We start from the raw sequence: 21068 nt of genomic DNA on the forward strand, positions 1-21068 counted from the left end.
CTCCTGCACCAGGGGGATTCATGCGATCACGGCGGGTCGGGCAAGAACAGACCTGTTAGGAGGATTCGTGGTTAATCTTTCCCGTCGTCAGCCAGACCGCGGTGTCGGCGGGCAGCGTCCCGCTCCAGTCGGCCGCGCCGTCGCTGCGCAGCAGCAGGTCTCCCGGCAGGTCCAGCTCGACGGGCGAGGCGCCGAAGTTCACCGCGCACGCGAAATCCGGTTCCCGGCGGAAGATCAGCACGCCTTCCGGCGCGTCGAGCCACTGCAAGGTGCCGTCGCCGAGCGCCGGATTACCGCGCCGCAGGGCCAAAGCGTCGCGGTAGGTCCGCAGCACCGAGCCGTCGCGGGCGTCCTGCGCGGCCACAGTCGACTCCGCCCACTCCCCCGGCACCGGGAGCCAGCTGTCCGCCGAGCCGAAGCCGAACGGCGGCCGATCGCCGGACCACGGGATCGGCACCCGGCAGCCGTCGCGGCCCCGATCGGTGCGGCCGGAGCGCTCCCAGATCGGGTCCTGCCGCACCTCGTCGGGCAGGTCCAGCACCTCGGGCAGGCCGAGTTCCTCGCCCTGGTAGACGTACACCGAGCCGGGCAGGGCGAAGCTGAACAGGGCGGCGGCGCGGGCCCGCCGCGTCCCCGGCTCGCCGTCGCCGTAGCGGGTCACCGGTCGCGACACGTCGTGGTTGCCGAGCACCCACGTCGTGGTGGCGCCGACCCGGGCGGTGGTGGCCAGCGATTCCTCGACCACGGCCCGGAAACCGGCCGCCGACCACGGCGCCTCCAGCAGCGCGAAGTTGAACGCCTGATGCAGTTCGTCGGGCCGGACGTAGCGCGCCAGCCGCTCGCTGGTCGACGCCCAAGCCTCGGCCACCCCGATGCGCGCGCCCTCGTAGGAGTCGAACAGCTGCCGCCAGTCGCGGTAGATCTCGTGCACCTCGTCCTGGTCGAAGTACGGCAGTTCGCCGCGCCCCAGCAGGGAGATCTGCTTGTCCAGCCCGGTGTCCGGCAGGTCCGGGTGCTTGATCATGCCGTGCGCGACGTCGATCCGGAAGCCGTCGACGCCGCGGTCCAGCCAGAACGCCAGCACCTTCCGGAAATCCGCGCGCACCTGGTGGTTCCGCCAGTTCAGGTCGGGCTGCTCCGGCGCGAACAGGTGCAGGTACCACTGGCCGTCGGCGAGCCTGGTCCACGCCGGACCGCCGAAGATGGATTCCCAGTCGTTGGGCGGGAGTTCGCCGTCCTCGCCCCGCCCGTCCCGGATGACGTAGCGATCCCGGGCCGTGGCGCCGGGGGCGGCCGCCAGCGCCTCGGCGAACCACGGGTGCCGGTCGGAGGTGTGGTTGGGCACCACGTCGACCAGGACCCGCAGCCCGAGCGAATGCGCCTGCGCGAGCAGCTCGTCGAAGTCGGTCATCGTGCCGAACATCGGGTCCACGTCGCAGTAGTCGGCCACGTCGTAGCCGCCGTCCGCCATCGGAGACGGGTAGAACGGGGTCAGCCACACCGCGTCGACGCCGAGCCGCACCAGGTGCGGTAACCGGTCGCGCACCCCGGCCAGGTCTCCGATGCCATCGCCGTCGCTGTCGGCGAAGCTGCGCACGTAGACCTGGTAGACGACCGCGTCCCGCCACCAGTTCTGAGACATCTCTGCTCCCGTCTTCGGACTTGCTTCCGGTCGTGCCTTCGGTCGGGTGCACGCGGGCAGCGGCGATTTCGCGCGAAATCGGCGTTCCCCACGCCCGCCGGGTGGCGATTTCGCGCGAAATCACCACCGCGTCGAGGTCAGATCCGCCGGGTGGATTCCCGGGCGATGAGGGTCGGGCGGAACATGCGGCTGAAGCCCGCCGAGCTGCGCCCCGGCTCGTCCGGGTCGAGCTGCCGCGCGAGCTCGTCGACCGCCGCGGCGGCCATGTCGTGGATGGGCTGCGCCAGCGTGGTGAGCGCGGGCTGGCAGTACGCGGCCAGCGGGATGTCGTCGAAGCCGACCACCGAGAGGTCCTCGGGAGTGCTCAGGCCGCGGCGCTTGGCTTCGCGCATCGCGCCGAGCGCCATGACGTCCGACGAGCAGAGCACCGCGGTCGGCCGCGGGCCGTCGAGCAGCCGGCCCATCGCCTCGGCGCCGCCCTCCGCGCCGAACGGCGCGTTCGCGACGAGCTCCGCGGCCGGCTCGACGCCGGCTTCCTCCAGCGCCGCGGCCCAGCCGGCCCGCTTCAGCCGGGACGGGAGCGCGCGGGCCGGGCCGCTGACGAAGCCGATCCGCCGGTGGCCGAGTTCGAGCAGGTGCGTCGCGGCCGCGTAGCCCGCGAGGTGCTCGTCGACGGTGATGTCCGGGACGTCCAGGCTCGGCGCGCCGCCGTTGACGAACACCATCCGGACGCCTTCGGCGCCGAGTTCCTCGTAGTAGTTGCGGCTCTTGCGCTCGTCGTTGTCCGGGTTGGCGATCTCCGGCGACACGAAGATCATGCCCTCGACGCCCCGCGCCACCAGCATCCGGACGTACTCCCGCTCGGTCATCGCGGCGCGCGTGTTGCACAGCAGCGTCGCGTAACCGGCCAGCGCGGCGCGGCTCTCCAGGGCTTCGGCGAAGGCCGGGAAGACCGGGTTGGACAGTTCCGGCACCAGCAGGCCGACGACGCCGGTGCGGCGCAGCGCGCCGACGCCGCGCGCGGTGTGCGGCATCTGGCTGAGCACTTCGAGCACGCGCTGCCGGGTCTCCTCCTTGATGCCGGCCTTGCGGTTGAGCACCCGGCTCACCGTGGACACGCTCACCCCTGCCGCCTGGGCGATATCGGCCAGACCCGCCACTGCTCCGCTCCTCCGCACCGGGACCGTCTGCCGCCACAATCCTGCACACGGCCGAAATATTTTGCAATCGTCGCGCAACTCAGCTCACCGCTCCGCGACCCATTTATACCTGAACACCTTGACTTGCGTCACATTTCGGGTATGGAATTTAACGCCAGTCGTTCGCAAATTTTTGCAAACAGGAGGTCCGCACATGAGATCAAGGGCCACGGTCGCCGCCGCCCTGGGCCTGGTCGGCGCGCTCACCGCCGGCTGCGGGAGCGACGCCGGGAACGCAGGCGAGGTCGTCTTCTGGGACACCAGCGGATCCGCGGAAAGCCCGGTGTTCGGCGAGATCGCCGCCGAGTGCGGCCGCACCGGCGGCTACCAGGTGCGCGTCGAAGCGGTCGCCTTCGACCAGGCGCTGAACAACTACAAGACCGCGGCGCAGGGCGGGCAGGGCCCCGACGTGCTGCGCGCCGACGTCGGCTGGGTCGCGCAGCTGGCGCAGGCCGGGCTGATCCAAGACCTCTCCGGCACCCCGCTGGCGGCCGACACCGGAGACTTCCTCGCCGCACCGCTGGAATCCACCGAGTTCCAGGGCAAGACCTACGGCGTCCCGCAGGTCACCGACGCGCTCGCGCTGTTCTACAACAAGAAGCAGCTCGCGGAGGCCGGCGTGACCCCGCCGAAGAGCTGGGACGAGCTGAAGGCCGTCGCGCCGAAGCTCGGCGGCGACCGAGCACTGTTCATCAACAACGACGAGTATTACGCGCTGCCGTTCATCTACACCTTCGGCGGCGACCTCGTGGACACCGAGGCGCGGCTGATCACGGTGAACGCGCCGGAAGCGGTGCGCGGCGTGCAGGTCGCCAAGGACCTCATCGACGCGAAGGCCGCCCGCACCGCGCTGGACCAGCCGAACTCCTACAGCAGCATGAAGGCGGCGTTCACCAGCGGCGAGGTCGCGATGGTCATCGACGGGCCGTGGGCGGTCTCGGAGTTCACCGAATCGGAGCCGTTCGCCGACCCGTCGAACCTCGGCATCGCCCCGGTTCCGGGCTCCGCGACGCCGTCGCCGGTGGGCGGGCACGACTACGTGATCCGGCAGGGCAGCGACGCCACCGAGGCATCGGTGAAGTTCGTCCAGTGCATGAGCAGCGCGGAGAACCAGGCGAAGGTCGCGGAGAAGCTCGGACTGCTGCCGACCCGCAAGTCCGCCTACGACGTCCCCGCCGTGGCGCAGAACCCGGTGGTGTCCGCGTTCCGGCCGCTGGCGACCAACGCGCACTCCCGGCCGTGGATCCCGGAGAACAGCGAGCTCCTCGAACCGCTGCAGACCTCCTACGCCGACATCCTGTCCGGGCGCAAGGACGTCCAGAAGGCCTTGGACGAAACGGCGCAGACCTACAAGACCTCGGTCCTGACCGACTACGCGCTGCGCTGAAACCCGGACCGTTCCTCGCGCTCCGCGTGCGATGCGGCGTCCCCCAGAGGGGTGCCGGGACGCAATTTCAATGGAAATCGAACCTCTGATTTCCATTGAAATTGCGGCGGCACGCGGCGTCGGGGCTGCGCGCTCCGCGGCGTGCGGCCGGCGTCGCGTCGGGCGCGAGGACCGGAACCGAATCCACCAACAAAGTTCTGAGGCGGCTTCAATGCGGTTGCGGAATCTCCTGGCGCGGCACTGGTTCGTCTACGCGATGATCTCGCCGGTCGTCGCGGTGCTCGCGCTGCTCGTGGTGTTCCCCCTGCTGCAGGGGTTGTTCTTCTCGTTCACCGACATCAACGACACCAACATCGCCAACCCGGTGCTGGACCGCGAGGCGAGCTACGAGTTCGTCGGGCCGGCCAACTACCTGAACGTGCTCTCCGGCGATCCGGCGTACGGCTCGTTCTGGTCGACGCTGGTGCGCACGCTGATCTGGACCTCCGCGTGCGTGGTCAGCCACTACGCGATCGGGCTGGCGCTGGCGCTGCTGCTCAACCGGCGGATGCGGCTGCGCGGGCTGTACCGGGTGCTGCTGATCCTGCCGTGGGCCGTGCCGGTGTTCATCAGCGCGTTCGCCTGGCGGTACCTGTTCAACGCCGAGTACGGGCTGATCAACTGGGCGCTGGAGTCGGTGGGGCTGCCCGCGCAGGTGTGGCTCGGGCAGTCGGACCTGGCGCTGGTGTCGGTGATCGTCGTGAACGTGTGGCTGGGCGTGCCGTTCATGATGGTGGCGCTGCTGGGCGGCTTGCAGGCCATCCCGGCGGACCTGTACGAGGCCGCGGAGATGGACGGCGCGTCGCCGTGGCACCGGTTCGTGCACGTGACGCTGCCGGGGCTGAGGCCGGTGTCCGGCGCGGTGGTGCTGCTCGGCGTGATCTGGACGTTCAACATGTTCCCGGTCATCTACCTGATCACCGGGAACAACCCGCACACCAGGATCCTGGTCAGCTACGCCTTCGAGCGGTTCTTCGCCGGCGCGACCCGGGATTACGCGATCGCCTCCACCTACGGCGTGCTGATCCTGTCGGTGCTGCTGGTGTTCGCGACGATCTACCGCCGCGCGATGGCCCGGCGGGGAGAGGTGCTCTGAGATGACCATCGACGCAGCATCGCTGCAGGCGACGTCCGCGGCCGCCGAGCCGGGCCGGGGGCGCCGGAGGTCCACGGCGGCGAGCATCGGCCTGCACTCGGCCCTGATCGTCGCGTCGCTGATCGCGGTGTTCCCGGTGTTCTGGGTGGTGGTGGTCTCGTTCAAGCCCAACGCCAAGGCGATCGAAGCCACCCCGACGCTGTTCAACGAGTCCAGTTTGGACAACTACCGGGACGTGCTCGCCGGCGCCAAGGGCGCGTTCCTGAGCTGGTTCGGCAATTCGGTGCTCATCGCGGCGCTGACGACGGTGCTCGGGGTGCTGCTGGCGGCCACCACCGCCTACGCGGCGAGCCGGTTCCGCTTCCCGGGGCGGCGCTGGCTGCTGCTGTCGTTCCTGGTGGTGCAGATGTTCCCGTTCGCGGTGCTGATCGTGCCGCTCTACAACATCCTGCTGGGCCTGGGCCTGCAGGGCAGCGCGTTCGGGCTGGTGCTGGTGTACTGCAGCACCGCGATCCCGTTCTGCACCTACATGCTGAAGGGCTACTTCGACGGAATCCCCGGCGACATCGACGAAGCGGGCCGGGTGGACGGGCTGTCGCCGTTCGGCGTGTTCTGGCGGCTGGTGCTGCCGCTGGCCAAACCCGGGCTGGCGGTGACGGCGTTCTACTCGTTCATCGTGGCCTGGAGCGAGGTGGCGTTCGCGTCGGCGTTCCTGTCGGCCGGCGACCGGTCGAAGACGCTGGCGGTGGGCCTGCAGGTGTTCGTGCAGCAGAACCGCGCCGAGTGGGGCCACCTCGCGGCCGCGTCGGTGCTGGTGGCGGTGCCCGCGGTGATCGTGTTCTACCTGGTCCAGCGCTTCCTCGTCAGCGGCCTCTCGGCGGGCAGCGTCAAGGGCTGAGCCGCCCGGGCGGGGCGCCGGCTCCGGGGGACGGAGCGTGGCGCCGGGTGCGGAGCGTGATCGTTTGTCGGGCCTGCGGCCCGATCCGCACTAGGGTGGGTGGCATGAACGCGTTCAGCCTCAGCGGCGCATCGATGATCCTGGACGGCGGCCTGGCCACCGAGCTGGAAGCACAGGGCCACGACCTGTCCGACGCGTTGTGGTCGGCACGCCTGCTGGCGGACGCGCCGGAGGAGATCGTCGCGGCGCACGCCGCGTTCTTCCGGGCGGGCGCGGAGATCGCGACGACGGCGAGCTACCAGGCGAGCTTCGAGGGGTTCGCCGAGCGCGGCATCGAACGCGCCGACGCGGCGAGGCTGATGCAGCGGAGCGTGGAGCTGGCGCGGCTGGCCGGCGACGTCGAGCCGGGCCGGCACCGCTGGGTGGCGGCGTCGATCGGACCGTACGGCGCGATGCTCGCCGACGGCTCGGAATACCGGGGCCGCTACGGCCTGACCAAGCGCCGGCTGCAGGACTTCCACCGGCCGCGGCTGGAGGTGCTGGCGGAGGTCCGCCCCGACGTCTTCGCGCTGGAGACCGTTCCGGACGTGGACGAGGCGGAGGCGCTGGTGGACGCGATCGACGGCCTGGACGTCCCGGCCTGGCTGTCGTTCACCATCAGCGGCGACCGGACCCGCGCGGGCCAGCCGCTGGCGGAGGCGTTCGCCGTGGCGGCGGGCAGCGACGCGATCATCGCCGTCGGCGTCAACTGCTCGGCGCCGGACGACGTGCTGCCCGCGATCGAAATCGCCCGGGCCGCAACGGAAAAGCCGATCGTCGTGTACCCCAACAGCGGCGAGGGCTGGGATGCGCAGCGGCGCGCGTGGACCGGCCGCGCCCGGCTGTCGGCCGAGGAGGCCCGCGGCTGGCGCGCGGCGGGCGCCCAGGTGATCGGCGGCTGCTGCCGGGTGCGCCCGGAGGACATCGCGGCCGTGGCGGACGCGCTGGTTGATCCGGCCGACTGAGCCGGCGCTGAGCCGATCGCCATCCCGGCCAAACATTTACCGGACAGTTCAACGGCAAGTTCTTTTCCGACGTACCGGATCTGCGGTGCAATGCGTTATCCATTCGTCGGCGGAAGGACGCGCATGCGCCGGATGACGAAGCTCGCGGGGGCGGCGGCCGGGGCCGCGCTGCTGCTGCTGGGCGCCACCCAGACGACCGCGACCAGCGAGCCCCTGGCGATCGCCGGGAAGACGATCTTCACGAAGGGCGAGGGCGGCTACAACTGCTTCCGCATCCCCGCCCTGGTGCGCACGCAGGACCGGAGCACGCTGCTGGCGTTCGCGGAGGGCCGCCACAACAACTGCGACGACACCGGCGACATCGACGTGGTACTCAAGCGCTCGACGGACGACGGGAAGACGTGGCGGCCGCTGGAGCTGGTCACCGATGGCGCCGGCGACACCCGCGGCAACCCGGTGCCGATCGTGGACCGCGCCACCGGCCGGATCTCGTTGCTGACGACGCACAACCCGGGCCCGCAGTGCAGCGGCAACGGCTGCACCCGGACGCCGTTCCTGCAGCACAGCACGAACCCGCAGGGTACGCAGTGGACGAAGCCGGTGGCCCAGCCGCAGCTGACGAAGCCGGAGTGGAACACCTGGTACGCCACCGGTCCGGGCCACGGCCTGCAGATGACCCGGGGCGAGCACGTGAACCGCATGGTGGCGGGCATCAACTTCGAGGGCGAGGGCGGCGTGAAGGGCGCCGGGATCGTCTACAGCGACGACGGCGGGACGAACTGGCGGCTCGGCGCGCTGGACGACCGGACCGGCAAGGCCATCAAGCCGCAGGAGCTGAGCCTGCTGGAAACGGTCGACGCCGAGATCTACGCGGCGGCCCGCAACCAGGACAACTCCGGGACGACGATCGCCGAGGGCAACCGGGCGCACGCGGTCAGCGCGGACGGCGGGGCGACGTTCCGCGCGCCGTTCGAGGTCGTGCCGCAGCTGAAGGGCCCGGTCGTGCAGGGCTCGGTGGTGCGCCTGCGCGCGACGACGGCGGGCGACCCGCACAACCTGATCCTGTTCTCCGGGCCGTACAACACGAATCCGGACATGGACCACCGCCGCCACACGATGCGCATCCGCACGTCGTCGGACGAGGGCGCGACCTGGCAGGAGGTGGGCACGGTCGTGGACGCGACCTGGTCGGCCTACTCGGACCTGATCAACCTGGGCGGCGGCTGGGCCGGCCTGCTCTACGAGGCGGGCTCGCCGAGCTCCGGCGACGCGAACGAGACGATCCGCTACGCGAGGTTCAGCGAGAACGACCTGGCGCGCTGAAAATCCATTGGCACGGCGAGTCCATCGTCCACGGCCATCCCGTCCCGGGTCTTCGGGAGTGGTTGCGCCAGGCGGGTTTCCGGGACGTCGAGACCCGCTGACCGCCGACCACGACCGAGCCCCGCCGGAGCCACGAACGCGGGGCGCCTCCACAGGCGCCCCGCATCCACTGTGGATATACCGGCCGGAACTGCACCAGGATCTCCGGAAGATCAGCCGAGCTTCGCGCCCGCGTGCAGCGCGACACCGGAGTTGGCCGCGACGGTGGCGGTGAACTTGCCGTCCCCGCCGACCTCCACCGCGTCGCCGGTGCACGACCCGCCGGAGAGCTCGCCGGTCATCACGTTGCAGTAGGTTCCCGCGGGCAGCGACGTCTGGAAGGTCTGCGACAGCTCGCCGCCTTCCCGGTTGATCACGACGAACCCGGCGTCCCCGCGCCCGAACGCGATCTGCCCGTTGCCGTTGTCCCACCAGCCGGTGAGCTCCTCGCCCTGCACCGCGGCGTGGAACCCGGCCATCCCCGCGATGATGGCGCGCCGGTGCTCGCACACCCAAGCCGAGTTGTCGCAACTGGCGGCCTCGGTCGTGCCGTCCGCGGCGGCGGGCGGCCCGGCGTCGGGGTTGTCGAAGGCGAAGCTGGAGATCAGCTGCGGCGTCCCGTACGGGTAGGCCAGCTCGAACGCGACGGCCAGGTCGTAGGTGACGCCGTCCTTGTAGGTCAGCGTCGGCGAGCTGCGCTGCGTGTCGTGGTTGTCGATGAAGACCACGGCCTGCTCGCTCGGCAGCGGCATCTGGTCCGGCAGGTTCGCCAGCCCTGCCAGCGAACCGTTCTTGAACGCGTTGGCGACCGTGCCGTAGTAGGCGAATTCGGTGACGTCGCCGTTGCCGGCGTACTCCCCCGCCGTCGTCGTGCCGTCCGCGATCACCTCCTGGAAGACGTACGGCTTGGCGCCCGTCCCCGGAACGTTCTGCAGCGACCCGAAGATCGCGCCGACGTCCTCCGGCGGCATGTGCTTGACACCGTCCACCCGGAACCCGGAAACGCCCAGGCCCACCAGGTCGTTGAGGTAGGCGATCTCGGTGTTGCGCACGTATTCGGACTCGGTCGCGAGGTCGGCGAGCCCGACGAGCTCGCAGTTGCGCACCTCCCACTTGTCGTTGTAGTTGGCGATGTCCCGGCGGCAGCCGTGGAAGTCGGCGTCCGAGTAGACGCCCGGGTAGTCGTACTTCGAGTAGGACGAGCCGCCGCTGCCCGGCCCGCTGCCGGCCGATCCGGTGCCGCTCATGTGGTTGACCACGGCATCGGCGTAGATCTGCACGCCCGCGGCGTTGCAGGCCTGCACCATCGCGGCGAACTGCTCCCGGTTGCCGCGCCGGGACTGCAGCTGGTAGCTCACCGGCTGGTAGTCCTGGTACCAGGGGTGGCCCGCGTCGGCGAGCACCACGTGCTCCTGCGGCGGCGACACCTGCACCGCGCCGAATCCCTTGGGGCCCAGGAAACTCGTGCACTCCTGCGCGATGGAATCCCACGGCCACTGGAACATCTGGATGATCGGGCCGCGCACCGGCGCGGCGGCGGGCGCCGCCGGCAGGCCCGCCGCGGCGGGCACCAGGGCCGTGCCGCCGAGCACCGCGGCCAGCAGCAACAACGGCATTCGCATGACAACCTCCTCTGCGTCGAGTGGGTCGCCTACGATCACATTTTCTTGCAGATGTTAAGTCAATACACCATCTGCACCAGCATTCACCTGCCCAAATCACTGCAAATTATTGCAAAAAATCTCCATTGATCCGATGTGGACACACGTCGGATCGATCCTGGTCGATGCAACGCGAGGGGCGCATCGTTTCCGTAGGTGATCGCCCGTGAGCGTTTTGGGGCGCTATGGCGACCCAACACACTCACGACCCCTGACCAGTCAAAACGTCATCCAGCAACGAACCTGCAGCACCGGGTGACCGCCCGTGCACCGAGCGCAGCGCCGTGCCCGGCCCGGCCGCGCACCGGGCACGCGGCGGACAATGACGGCATGCGCGAAGTGGAGATCCGGGACGACATGATCCGGCTCGGGCAGCTGTTGAAGCTGGCGGGCCTCGTCGAGCACGGAGCGGAGGCGAAGGAGCTGCTGGAGGACGGCCAGGTCGAGGTCAACGGCGCGGTCGAGACCCGCCGCGGCAAGCAGCTGGTCGAAGGCGACGAGGTCGTCCTCGGCGGCGAGGTCGTCCGGGTCGTCACCCGCTGACGGCCGCCACCGCAGACGGCAGGGCGCCTTCGCCGAGCTTCGGCGAAGGCGCCCTTCGCTCATCAGGTCACCTCGTGCACGATGCGGCCGCCGACGATGGTGCAGGCCACCCCGAGATCCGGCAGCTCGTCCGGGGCGCAGGCGAGCGGGTCGCCGTCGAAGCGGGCCGCGACCATCAGGAAGGTCAGGTAGAAGGCAGAGGTGCCGAAGGTGCTGACGCTGCCGATGGCGGCGCGGTTGAGCGCCAGCAGCAGGCCACCACAGTCACCGCGACGGCGCCGCCGACCGGCGCCTGTTTCCGGCTGACCAGCCCGCCCACGCTCAGCAGCGCGATCCAGATCGCGCGCGGCACGTGCCGGGTCGCGTTGCGGGTCTCCTCCGAGGTCGACACGCACGCGTCGAACCCGATGAACGCCCAGCCCCCGACGGCCAGCGCCACGCCGAACCAGCTGGTTCGGCGTCGGGACGACGCCGACGAGGGCGAACACCCGCGGTCCGCGCCGTCGACGCGGCGCAGGTCGACGCCGAAGCGTTCCGGGACGCCATCACGGCCTACATCGCGGGCCTGCCCGATCCCGCGTGACCGCCGGTGCCGGCTGGGACGATGGCGGCATGAACGAGGAAGTCATCCCGATCCTCCGCGTCGCGGATGCCGCCGCCGCGGTCGCCTGGTACGAGCGGCTGGGCTTCGCCGCGCAGTGGGAACACCGCTTCGAACCCGGGCTGCCCGCCTTCGTCGAGGTGGCCCGCGGCGCGTTGAAGCTGTTCCTGTCCGAGCACGAGGGCGACGCCCGCCCCGACACGCTGGTGTACCTCCGCGTCCGCGACCTGGATGCCATCGCGGACGCGTTCGGCGCCCAGATCGAGCACGCCGACTGGGGGCGCGAGATCGAACTGCGCGACCCCGACGGCAACCGGCTGCGGGTGGGCGCGCCGCCGGCATGAGCCCGGACAGCAAGGAGGCCGGCGCCCGCGGGCACCGGCCTCATGCCAGATCGGCTTGCTCGATCAGTGGAACGAGTCGCCGCAGGCGCACGACCCGCCGGCGTTCGGGTTGTCGATGGTGAAGCCCTGCTTCTCGATCGAGTCGACGAAGTCGATCACCGCGCCCTGCAGGTAGGGGGCGCTCATCCGGTCGACGACCACGCCCAGGCCCTCGAAGTCGCGCCGGACGTCGCCGTCGAGGCTCCGCTCGTCGAAGAAGAGCTGGTAGCGCAGGCCCGCGCAACCGCCGGGCTGCACGGCGATGCGCAGGTGCATGTCGTCGCGGCCCTCCTGCTCCAGCAGGGCCTTGGCCTTGTGAGCAGCCGAGTCGGTCAACGTGACACCGTGGGCGGGCGCCTCGCTCTCGGTCGTGGTGTTCGGGGCGGTCATGGACTCTCCCTAGAGGTCTCGCTCATCCGATTCCGGCGTGAGGTGCAACCCCACCCGGGCTCGGGCTATTCCCACGGGCGCCGCCCGGGGGAGCTGTGTCTTGTCTCCTCCGCCCATGGTGGCACAGCCACCCGCCTAGCTGGTGTGATGTGGCCACCCGTTGTCTGTTCCGCCGCAGGTGTCCGGTCTGCTGCAGCCCCGGCAGTGGCGTCGAATACCCTGTTGGAGTGAGGTTCCTTCGCCGTAACAGCGCTGAGCAGACCGCCACCACCGAGTCCGACACCGAGACCGGCCCGGCTGCGGCGGAGCATGCCCCCAATCACACCCCCAAGAAGGGGAAGCCCACGCCGAAGCGCCGGGAAGCGGAAGGCAAGCGACGCGGCCCGGTCCCGCCGCCGCCGAAGACCCAGCGCGAGGCGGTCAAGCGGGCGCGCGGCAACAAGGACGAGCGCCGCCAGGCGGCGAAGGAACGCCGCGAGCGGATGATGCAGGGCGACGACCGCTACCTGATGCCCCGCGACAAGGGCCCGGTGCGCGCGTACGTCCGCGACCTCGTCGACACCCGGCGGCACCTGATGGGCCTGTTCATGCCGCTGGTGCTGATCGTGTTCGCCACCACGCTGGCGCAGAACCTGGTGATCCAGCAGTACGCGACGCTGTTCTGCATGGTGCTGCTGGTGATGATGGTCGTCGAGGGCACCCTGCTCGGCCGCTACGTGAACAAGCGGGTGCGCGCGAAGTTCCCGGACGCCAAGGACCGCCCGTTCTCCCTGGGCTGGTACGCCTTCACCCGCGCGATGCAGATCCGCAAGCTCCGGGTCCCCCGCCCCCGCTACACCCCCAAGGACATCGCCAAGGTCGCCTGATCCCGGCAATTCCGCGGGAGCCGCACCCGGCCGGGGCGAATCGATCTTCCACGTCCGGTTCCGGGTAGCGTCCGAGCGTCTGTCGTAACGCGGAGGTTTTGCTGGTGGGTGGGCGCACTCTGGTGCTCGGCGGGGCTCGGTCCGGCAAGTCCGCGCACGCCGAGGGATTGGTGCCGGCCGCTGAGCCCGTCACCTACGTCGCCACCGCGCGGCGGGATCCGGACGACCTCGAGTGGGCCGAGCGGATCGCCTCGCACGTCGCCCGCCGGCCCGACACCTGGCGGACCGTCGAGGCCGGGGACGCCGATGCACTGCTGCGCGTGCTGACCGGGGCATCCCCTGCTGCGACGGTGCTGGTCGATGACCTGGCCACCTGGCTGACCGGGGTGCTCGACGACGCCGGTGCGTGGGATCGGGATCCGGCCGCGCTCGACGTCGTGGCCGGGCACTGCGCCGCGCTGGTCGAGGCCGTCGCCCGGTGTTCCGCGCGGGTCGTGCTCGTTTCCGCCGAGGTCGGCCTCGGGGTCGTTCCCGCGACCAGGTCTGGAAGGCTGTTCCGGGACGAACTCGGCTCGCTCAACGCCCGGCTGGCCGAGGTTTGCGACGAGGTCGTCCTGCTCGTCGCCGGGCTCCCGCTCCGGCTGCGCTGATTCAACGGAGGTTTTCGCTTGTCCACCGACGACCAGAACCAGTCCGGCCCGATCAGGTTCCCGGCGGTACCGGCGCCCGACGAGCAGGCCCGCCGCCAGGCTGTCGCCCGGCACGAGCAGCTGACCAAGCCCGCCGGCTCGCTGGGACGGTTGGAGGAACTCGGCGTCTGGGTGGCGGCCCGGCAGGGCGCTTGCCCGCCGCGCCCGTTCGCCCGCCCTCGCGTGATCGTCTTCGCCGGGGACCACGGCATCGCGGCGCACGGCGTCTCGGCCTACCCCAGCGACGTGACCGGCCAGATGGTCGGCAACTTCCTCAGCGGCGGCGCGGCGGTCAACGCGCTGGCCGCCGGGTCCGGCGCGACGGTGCGCGTGGTGGACATGGCGGTCAACACCGACACACCTCCGGTGGTCAGCGCGCACAAGGTGCGGCGCGGGTCGGGCTCGATCGACCGGGAGGACGCCCTCACCGCAGCCGAGGTGGACGCCGCGATCAACGCCGGGCGCACCATCGCCGACGAGGAGATCGACTCCGGCGCCGACCTGCTCATCGCCGGGGACATGGGCATCGGCAACACCACCCCGGCCGCGGTGCTGATCTCCGCGCTCACCGGGACCGAGCCGGTGGCGGTCGTCGGCCGCGGCACCGGCATCGACGACAACGCCTGGATGCGCAAGACCGCCGCGATCCGCGACGCGCTGCGCCGCGCCAGGAAGGTGCTCCACGACCCGGTGGAGCTGCTGCGGACCTCCAGCGGCGCCGACATCGCCGCGCTGGCCGGATTCCTCGCGCAGGCGGCGGTGCGGCGCACGCCGGTGCTGCTGGACGGTGTCGTGGTGGGCGCGGCGGCGCTGGTCGCCGAGGAGCTCGCGCCCGGCGCCCGGCAGTGGTGGCTCGCCGGGCACCGCTCCGCCGAACCGGGCGGACCGCTGGTTCTCGACCACCTCGACCTCACCCCGATCCTCGACCTGCAGATGCGGCTCGGCGAAGGTTCCGGGGCGCTCACCGCGCTGCCGGTGGTCGCCGCCGCGGTGCGGGTGCTGCGGGAAATGGCCACCTTCGCCGAGGCCGGCGTCGTCGGTCCGACCGAGGCCGAGGCCACCGGCCCGACGGCGTGACGGTGCTGGACGGCCTGCGCCTGGCGGTGTCGTGGCTGAGCGTGCTGCCGGTGCCCGCGCAGCGCGTCGACGACCGCACCTGCCGCCAGGCGATCTCCTTCGCACCGCTCGTCGGCGCGCTGGTCGGCGCTTTCGGCGCCGCCGCGCTCTGGGCGCTGACCGCGCTCGGCGCTCCCCCGCTGCTGGCCGGGCTGCTCACCGTCGGCGTCCTGGTGCTGGTCACGCGGGGCATGCACGTGGACGGCCTGGCGGACACGGTGGACGGTCTCGGTTGCTACGGACCGCCGGAGCGCGCGCTGACCGTGATGCGCGACGGCGGGGCCGGGCCGTTCGCGGTGGTCGCGCTGATCCTCGTGCTCGGCGTCCAGGCGGCCAGCCTCGCCGAGCTGGCGAATGCGCCGCTGACGCTCGTCCTGGCCTGCGCGGTCGGCCGCGCCGGATTCGTGCTGTGCTGCCGGACCGGCGTGCCCGCCGCGCGCCCCGAAGGCATGGGGGCGCTGGTCGCGGGCAGCCAACCGACGTGGCTGGTCGCCGCCTGGTGGCTCGCCCTGCTCGCGGTGGCCGGCGTCGGCTTCGGCTGGCAAGCGGCCCTCGCCGTGGTCCTCGCCGCGGCCCTGCTGCTCGCCTTCACCTGGCACACCCGGCGCCGTTTCGGCGGAATCACCGGAGACGTCCTAGGCGCCGCCTCCGAACTCGCGACCACCACAGTCCTCACGACCACGGCGATCCTCACCACCACGGCCATCGCCTGACCGCAATTTCCATTGAAATCGAAGATTCGATTTCAATGGAAATTGCGGACCTTCGGCGTGCCGGGCACCCGACACGCCGAAGGTTGTGGACAACTTCCGCAATTTCAATGGAAATTGCGGACCCTGGGCCGTCAGCCGAGCTTGGTCATCCAGCCGTGGGTGTCGGCGACCGTGCCGTGCTGGATGCCGGTGAGGCGCTCGCGCAGCTTCATCGTCACCTCGCCCGGCTTGCCGTCGGCGACGGTGAACTCGCCGTCGCGGTGCTTGACGTGGCCGACCGGGGTGATCACCGCGGCGGTGCCGCAGGCGAAGACCTCGGTGAGCTCACCGGTCGCGGCCTTCTTCTCCCACTCCTCGACGGTGACCTTCCGCTCCTCCACCTGCATGCCGAGCTCCCTGCCCAGCTCCAGCAGCGACGAGCGGGTCACGCCGGGCAGCAGGCTGCCGCTGAGCGCCGGGGTCACCAGGCGGGCGTCCGAACCCGAGCCGAACACGAAGAACAGGTTCATGCCGCCCATTTCCTCGACCACGTGCCGCTCGCACGCGTCGAGCCACACCACCTGGTCGCAGCCCTTCTCCACGGCCTCGGCCTGCGCGGCGAACGACGCCGCGTAGTTGCCCGCGAACTTCGCCGCACCGGTGCCGCCGGGGGCCGCGCGCACGTACTCGTGGCTCAACCACACGGTGACCGGCTTGATGCCACCGGCGAAGTACGAGCCGGCCGGGGAGGCGATCACCGCGTAGAGGTAGGCGTTGGCCGGGTTGTTGACCCCGAGGCCGATCTCGGTGGAGATCATGAACGGCCGCAGGTAGAGCGAGCTCTCCTCGGCGCTCGGCACCCAGGCGCCGTCCACCGCGATCAGCTCCCGCAGCGACTCGACGAACAGCTCCTCGGGCAGCTGGGCCATCGCGATCCGCTGCGCCGAACGCTGGAACCGCCGCGCGTTCGCGTCGGGCCGGAACGCCGCGATCGAACCGTCGGGCTGGCGGTAGGCCTTGAGCCCTTCGAAGATCGCCTGCGCGTAGTGCAGGACCGAGGTCGCCGGGTCGAGCTGCAGCGAGTGGTAGGGCTCCACGGCGGCGTCGTGCCAGCCGCGTTCCTCGGACCACTTGATGGTCACCATGTGGTCGGTGAAGTACCGTCCGAATCCCGGATTCGCCAATACTTCCGCGCGGCGCTCGTTGCTGGCCGGTTGCGGGTTGGGGGTCCGGGTGAACGACAGTGCTCCAGTCATGCGCGTACCGTATCGCGCGCCTCGGAGCAGTGGAAACCCGATCTACGGAACTTGGTCGTCCAAATATCCGTCGTCCGCTTACTCAACGCTGAAGGAACGCCACGGTTCGTGACGCGAGGCGGTGGAGCCGGGCCGGCCGACGCCTATGATGTGACCATGACGCACGCCCAGAACACCCCGGTCCCGGCGGGGCCCACGACGACGTCGCAAGACGCGCTGGCCGCCACCCTGGCGGCGCTGCTGCCGCTGGGCGGCGGCATGCTGGTGATGCTCGGTTACTCGTGGCTCGACATCTTCGGCTTGATCCTGGGCGTCGCCGGAGCGGCCGGCTGGGCCTTCTGGTGGCGCAACAAGCACAAGACGTTCTTCCCGAAGGACCTGCGCGGCGGCTCGGTCGGCGGGATCGGCGCCCTGGTCGCCGTCATCGGCATCCTGCTGTTCATCTCGCTCTGACACCGCGGGCCGGGTGCCTTCCGGGTCGCCCCGGAAGGCACCCGGCCCCGGTTCATCAGGCGATCAGCAGTCCCTCCGGGAGGGACGGAAGTGCCCACTTCGGATCGGGCGTGGCGTCGCAGTAGGTCCCGTCGAACGGGAACCGGCCCGCTTCGGCCAGCGCGATCATGTGCTCACCCTCCGACCGCAGCCGGTCCAGGTGCTGCTCGTCGAACCGGCCGGCGGCCAGCGCGTCGGCCAACTCGTGTTCGTCCTTCCAGGACCAGCACCCGTCGGGGAACACCTCGACGTCGAGCACGCCGTCGACGCGCCGGACGCCGGTGGCGTCCCGGCCCAACGGCACTTCGAGGTTGACGTACCAATTGCGGAAGGTGCCGTCCGGCTCGAAGAACCACCAGACCGACGCCCACCGGTGCTCGTACACCAGGCGCAGCGTCGAAGTGCCGCGCCAGGTCGACCTGGCCGGGACCCGCGGTCCGTTGAAGCGCTCGGCCAACGGCATCTGGCGCGGCGAGCGGCCGTCCGGGGAGGTGGTGACCCGGATCGGCGTCCCGTCCAGGACCCAGCAGAGCAGGTGGGCACCGTCGTCCTCGACCACCCGTGCCGGGTGGACGGTGCCGAGGGAACCGTCCAGCCGCCAGAAGTTGTAGTGGACTTCGTCGCCGGGCGCCCACTTGTGCGTTTCGGTGGTGGATTTCAGGGGAATGTTGGCAACACTCGTCTTGAGCATGACCCGCCTCATCTCCAGCGACGGGACACACCTCCCGTCGCCAAAGGACCGACAACAACGACAACAAGCGTCGCAAGCATCGCAGAAATCGGCATGCTCATAGCCAGGACGACGGAGAGCCCCATTCCCAGGCACGCCCCGCGCATCGGCCAGGCCCCGCCGTCCGCCAGCAGCAGCCGGGCACCGGCGTTCGCGAAGGCGTAGTGCACGAGCAGGCAACAGGCCGCGAACGCCATCGCCGGAATGGGCTCCACCAGCAGTGCGACCGCCGCAGCAGCCACACCGGCGACCAGGTCCAGCACGTAAGGCGTCCCGGCGCTGCCGGTGCGTCCCAAAAGGCTCGGCAGGTCTCGGTCGTGCACGAGAGCCAACGCCGTCCCGCGGAACGACTCCAGCGCGCCCAGCAGCACCGGCAGCAGCGCCACCGCCGCGCCGACGCCGACCAGCGGTGCGAGATCGGCGGCCGCGGCGGCGGTCAGCACCTCGCGGATCGGCATCGGCGACAACGCCAGCCGCGACCAGCCCAGCTGGTGGACCAGTGCGGCGGTCACCGCCGACAGCACCACGACGAGCGCGACCAGCGAGATCACGAGGCCGCGCTTCATCGACGACCAGGCGAACCGGTCCTGCTCGACGGCGGGCGCGGTCAACCGCTCGAAGCCGAGGAACGCGAAGAACAGCACCGCGGCGGCACCGGTGATGCCCACCGCGCTGTCGGACAGCGGGCGCCCGGCCGGGATCGGTGGCACGGGTTCGATCGCGAAGCAGGTGACCATCACGAGCCCGAGCACGGCGGCGGTCAGCACGAGCCAGATCCAGGCGGCGGCGCCCCGGATCCGCAGCCCCGCCGTCGCCGAGAGCACGACCAGCAGCAGCGCCGCCGCGGCGACCTGCGGCGCGGCCGAGGGCAGGAAGAAGTCGCCCAGCACCCGTGCGATCGCGGCCATCCCGGCGACCTGCCCGGCCAGGTACGCGCTGGCCCCGACCCGCGACGGCACCACACCCACTCGGGCCCGCACGCACACGTAAGCCGCGCCGGGCACGCGGTAGGTCTCGGACTGGTACGCGGTCGACGACGCCGAACACACGACGGCCGCCAGCGCGATCAGCAGCCCGAACGGCAGCCACGGCCCGGCCGCTGCGGCCGCGGGCGCCGGTCCCACGAACACCCCGGCGCCGAGCATCCCGCCTAGCGCGAGCGGGACCGCACCGGCACCGGATGCGAGCCGGCCGGCCGATTCAACCTGTTGGGCCACGGGACCACCCTTACAGACGAACACCGATGCGTGCAGCCGCCTGTCGGCTGACGCGAGAGTAGTCACGACCGGGTGCCCGAGCGCACCGCAACGCCGACCGATGTCCTGGTCTGATTCCCGGTTGCCGAGCGTTCTAGAGTGCGAAGAGCTTTGCTGACACCGCAGCGTTGATGCGTTACCCGGAGGATGACCACGTGACGACCCCGAAACTCGCCCTCACCGACACGGCGGTGGCCAAGCTGACCGCGGACGCGCTCGTCGTCGGAACCGTCCAGGGCACCGACGGCATGCGGCTCGCACCCGGCACCGATCAGGTCGCCGCCGCGTACGACGGAGACCTGGCGAAGGTCCTCGTCTCGCTGGGCGCGACCGGCAAGGCGGACGAGGTCGTCAAGCTGCCCGCGGGCGGCAAGCTGCGCGCCGGCATCCTGGTCGCGGTCGGGCTGGGCAAGCCCGCGGCCAACGGCGGGGTTTCCGGCGAGGCGGTGCGCCGGGCGTCCGGTGCCGCGGCCCGCGCGCTCGGCGGCGTCGAGCACGCCGCCACCACGCTGTCCGCTGTGGACCTCTCGGCCGCCGTGCAGGGCACGGTGATGGGCGCCTACGGCTACACCGAGTACAAGTCGCAGTCGGGCGACGCCCCGGTGTCCAAGGTGGACTTCCTGGTCGCCGACGCCAAGGCGGATGGGAACGCGCACGCGCTGAAGGGCGCCACCGCGATCGGCGAGGCCGTCAACACCGCCCGCGACTTCATCAACACCCCGCCCAACGACCTGTTCCCGGCGTCCTTCGCCGAGCGCGCCGCCGAGCTGGGGCGCTCCGCCGGCCTCGAGGTCGAGGTGCTCGACGACAACGCGCTGCGCAAGCAGGGCTTCGGCGGCATCCTCGGCGTCGGCGCCGGTTCCTCCCGCCCGCCGCGCCTGGTGCGGCTGCGGCACAAGGGCCCGAAGGCCGCCAAGAAGGTCGCGCTGATCGGCAAGGGCATCACCTTCGACACCGGCGGCATCTCGCTGAAGCCCGCCGCGAACATGGAGGAGATGACCTCGGACATGTCCGGGGCCGCCGCGGTGATCGCCACCATGCTGCTGGCCGCCCGGCTCAACTACCCGCTGGACATCACCGCGACCGTGCCGATGGCCGAGAACATGCCGTCGGGCACGGCGTACCGCCCGGGCGACGTGCTGACCATGTACGGCGGCAAGACCGTCGAGGTGCTCAACACCGACGCCGAGGGCCGGCTGATCCTGGTCGACGCCATCACTCGCGCCTGCGAGGACGAGCCGGACTACCTGATCGAGACGTCCACGCTGACCGGCGCGCAGGTGGTGGCGCTGGGCAAGCGCACGCCCGGCGTGATGGGCAGCGAGGACTTCCGGGACCGGGTGGCGCGGCTGTCGCAGGCCGTCGGCGAGGGCGGCTGGCCGATGCCGCTGCCGGAGGAGCTGCGCGGCGACCTGGATTCCAAGCTCGCCGACCTGGCGAACATCACCGGGCACCGCTGGGGCGGCATGCTCGCCGCGGGCATCTTCCTCGAGGAGTTCGTCGCCGACGGCGTGCAGTGGACGCACCTGGACATCGCGGGCCCGTCCTACAACACGAACTCGCCGTGGGGCTACACGCCCAAGGGCGGCACGGGCGTCCCGGTCCGCACCATCGCGGCGGTCCTCGCCGACATCGCCGGCCGGGGCTGACCGGTCCCGACGGGGTCGTGGGTCCGCCGGATCCACGACCCCGTCACGGCGAGTAGTTCTACGCCGCCGAGGTGGCGTATTTGTGACGTGAAACTCAAAAGGATCACCACTGCCCCG

Annotated in this window: 21 protein-coding genes; 13 read left to right on the forward strand and 8 right to left on the reverse strand. The window is 71.0% G+C overall.

What is annotated here, in order from left to right; translation table 11 throughout:
• Positions 1-55: 55 nt before the first annotated feature.
• On the reverse strand, positions 56-1642 hold the full coding sequence (locus ACWEV3_RS06765) for a glycoside hydrolase family 13 protein (RefSeq protein WP_452612933.1): 1587 nt from the start codon (positions 1640-1642) through the stop codon (positions 56-58).
• Between the two features lie 137 nt (positions 1643-1779).
• Entirely contained in the window at positions 1780-2802 is a 1023-nt protein-coding gene (locus ACWEV3_RS06770) for a LacI family DNA-binding transcriptional regulator (RefSeq protein WP_452612934.1), read from the reverse strand.
• A 193-nt stretch (positions 2803-2995) separates the two neighbouring features.
• On the opposite strand from ACWEV3_RS06770, the gene ACWEV3_RS06775 reads away from it, so the two are divergent.
• From ACWEV3_RS06775 to ACWEV3_RS06795, 5 genes are all read left to right on the forward strand, one after another.
• Positions 2996-4228 carry an extracellular solute-binding protein gene (locus ACWEV3_RS06775; RefSeq protein WP_452612935.1) on the forward strand — a complete coding sequence of 411 codons (1233 nt, stop codon included), beginning with the start codon at positions 2996-2998 and terminating at the stop codon, positions 4226-4228.
• Positions 4229-4439: 211 nt separating this feature from the next.
• Positions 4440-5363: a carbohydrate ABC transporter permease gene (locus tag ACWEV3_RS06780; protein ID WP_452612936.1), complete on the forward strand. Its 924-nt coding sequence runs from the start codon at positions 4440-4442 to the stop codon at positions 5361-5363.
• Between the two features lies 1 nt (position 5364).
• On the forward strand, positions 5365-6261 hold the full coding sequence (locus ACWEV3_RS06785) for a sugar ABC transporter permease (protein ID WP_358570412.1): 897 nt from the start codon (positions 5365-5367) through the stop codon (positions 6259-6261).
• Between the two features lie 104 nt (positions 6262-6365).
• Positions 6366-7265, forward strand: coding sequence for a homocysteine S-methyltransferase (mmuM, locus tag ACWEV3_RS06790; RefSeq protein WP_452612937.1), 900 nt, complete (start codon positions 6366-6368; stop codon positions 7263-7265).
• Between the two features lie 132 nt (positions 7266-7397).
• Complete coding sequence (locus tag ACWEV3_RS06795; RefSeq protein ID WP_452612938.1) at positions 7398-8588, forward strand: sialidase family protein; 1191 nt, start codon at positions 7398-7400, stop codon at positions 8586-8588.
• A 212-nt stretch (positions 8589-8800) separates the two neighbouring features.
• Here the strand turns inward: ACWEV3_RS06795 and ACWEV3_RS06800 are convergent, their stop codons facing one another.
• Positions 8801-10249: an alpha-amylase gene (locus ACWEV3_RS06800; RefSeq protein ID WP_452612939.1), complete on the reverse strand. Its 1449-nt coding sequence runs from the start codon at positions 10247-10249 to the stop codon at positions 8801-8803.
• Between the two features lie 369 nt (positions 10250-10618).
• Between ACWEV3_RS06800 and ACWEV3_RS06805 the strand changes: the two genes are divergently transcribed.
• A complete protein-coding gene (locus ACWEV3_RS06805) occupies positions 10619-10831 on the forward strand; it encodes an RNA-binding S4 domain-containing protein (RefSeq protein ID WP_132482729.1) in 213 nt (70 codons plus the stop codon).
• A gap of 62 nt (positions 10832-10893) precedes the next feature.
• Here the strand turns inward: ACWEV3_RS06805 and ACWEV3_RS06810 are convergent, their stop codons facing one another.
• Positions 10894-11226, reverse strand: coding sequence for a hypothetical protein (locus ACWEV3_RS06810; RefSeq protein WP_452612940.1), 333 nt, complete (start codon positions 11224-11226; stop codon positions 10894-10896).
• Positions 11227-11443: 217 nt separating this feature from the next.
• Here ACWEV3_RS06810 and ACWEV3_RS06815 point away from each other — a divergent pair, with 217 nt between their 5' ends.
• Complete coding sequence (locus ACWEV3_RS06815; protein WP_452612941.1) at positions 11444-11776, forward strand: glyoxalase superfamily protein; 333 nt, start codon at positions 11444-11446, stop codon at positions 11774-11776.
• 63 nt (positions 11777-11839) lie between these two features.
• Here ACWEV3_RS06815 and ACWEV3_RS06820 read toward each other — a convergent pair whose 3' ends face one another.
• Positions 11840-12205 carry a HesB/IscA family protein gene (locus ACWEV3_RS06820; RefSeq protein WP_093277650.1) on the reverse strand — a complete coding sequence of 122 codons (366 nt, stop codon included), beginning with the start codon at positions 12203-12205 and terminating at the stop codon, positions 11840-11842.
• A 227-nt stretch (positions 12206-12432) separates the two neighbouring features.
• Here ACWEV3_RS06820 and ACWEV3_RS06825 point away from each other — a divergent pair, with 227 nt between their 5' ends.
• From ACWEV3_RS06825 to cobS, 4 genes are all read left to right on the forward strand, one after another.
• On the forward strand, positions 12433-13071 hold the full coding sequence (locus ACWEV3_RS06825) for a DUF3043 domain-containing protein (RefSeq protein WP_452612942.1): 639 nt from the start codon (positions 12433-12435) through the stop codon (positions 13069-13071).
• Between the two features lie 104 nt (positions 13072-13175).
• Positions 13176-13721 (forward strand): bifunctional adenosylcobinamide kinase/adenosylcobinamide-phosphate guanylyltransferase, encoded by a 546-nt coding sequence (gene cobU, locus ACWEV3_RS06830; RefSeq protein WP_452612943.1) that lies wholly within the window; start codon positions 13176-13178, stop codon positions 13719-13721.
• 18 nt (positions 13722-13739) lie between these two features.
• Positions 13740-14837 carry a nicotinate-nucleotide--dimethylbenzimidazole phosphoribosyltransferase gene (cobT, locus tag ACWEV3_RS06835; protein WP_452612944.1) on the forward strand — a complete coding sequence of 366 codons (1098 nt, stop codon included), beginning with the start codon at positions 13740-13742 and terminating at the stop codon, positions 14835-14837.
• Entirely contained in the window at positions 14834-15589 is a 756-nt protein-coding gene (cobS, locus tag ACWEV3_RS06840) for an adenosylcobinamide-GDP ribazoletransferase (protein ID WP_452612945.1), read from the forward strand. Before cobT ends, cobS begins: the two co-directional genes overlap by 4 nt.
• Before the next feature lie 131 nt (positions 15590-15720).
• On the opposite strand, the gene ACWEV3_RS06845 is transcribed toward cobS, so the two are convergent.
• Entirely contained in the window at positions 15721-16824 is a 1104-nt protein-coding gene (locus ACWEV3_RS06845) for a branched-chain amino acid aminotransferase (protein WP_452612946.1), read from the reverse strand.
• Positions 16825-16980: 156 nt separating this feature from the next.
• On the opposite strand from ACWEV3_RS06845, the gene ACWEV3_RS06850 reads away from it, so the two are divergent.
• Positions 16981-17277, forward strand: a complete 297-nt coding sequence (locus ACWEV3_RS06850; protein WP_132482717.1) for a hypothetical protein — start codon at positions 16981-16983, stop codon at positions 17275-17277.
• Positions 17278-17332: 55 nt separating this feature from the next.
• On the opposite strand, the gene ACWEV3_RS06855 is transcribed toward ACWEV3_RS06850, so the two are convergent.
• Positions 17333-18007, reverse strand: coding sequence for a DUF402 domain-containing protein (locus tag ACWEV3_RS06855; RefSeq protein ID WP_452612947.1), 675 nt, complete (start codon positions 18005-18007; stop codon positions 17333-17335).
• Positions 18008-18015: 8 nt separating this feature from the next.
• Positions 18016-19263 (reverse strand): amino acid permease, encoded by a 1248-nt coding sequence (locus ACWEV3_RS06860; RefSeq protein ID WP_452612948.1) that lies wholly within the window; start codon positions 19261-19263, stop codon positions 18016-18018.
• 194 nt (positions 19264-19457) lie between these two features.
• Here ACWEV3_RS06860 and ACWEV3_RS06865 point away from each other — a divergent pair, with 194 nt between their 5' ends.
• Positions 19458-20951 carry a leucyl aminopeptidase gene (locus tag ACWEV3_RS06865; RefSeq protein WP_452612949.1) on the forward strand — a complete coding sequence of 498 codons (1494 nt, stop codon included), beginning with the start codon at positions 19458-19460 and terminating at the stop codon, positions 20949-20951.
• Positions 20952-21068: the final 117 nt, after the last annotated feature.

The sequence above is a fragment of the Saccharopolyspora sp. NPDC003752 genome, assembly GCF_053605825.1.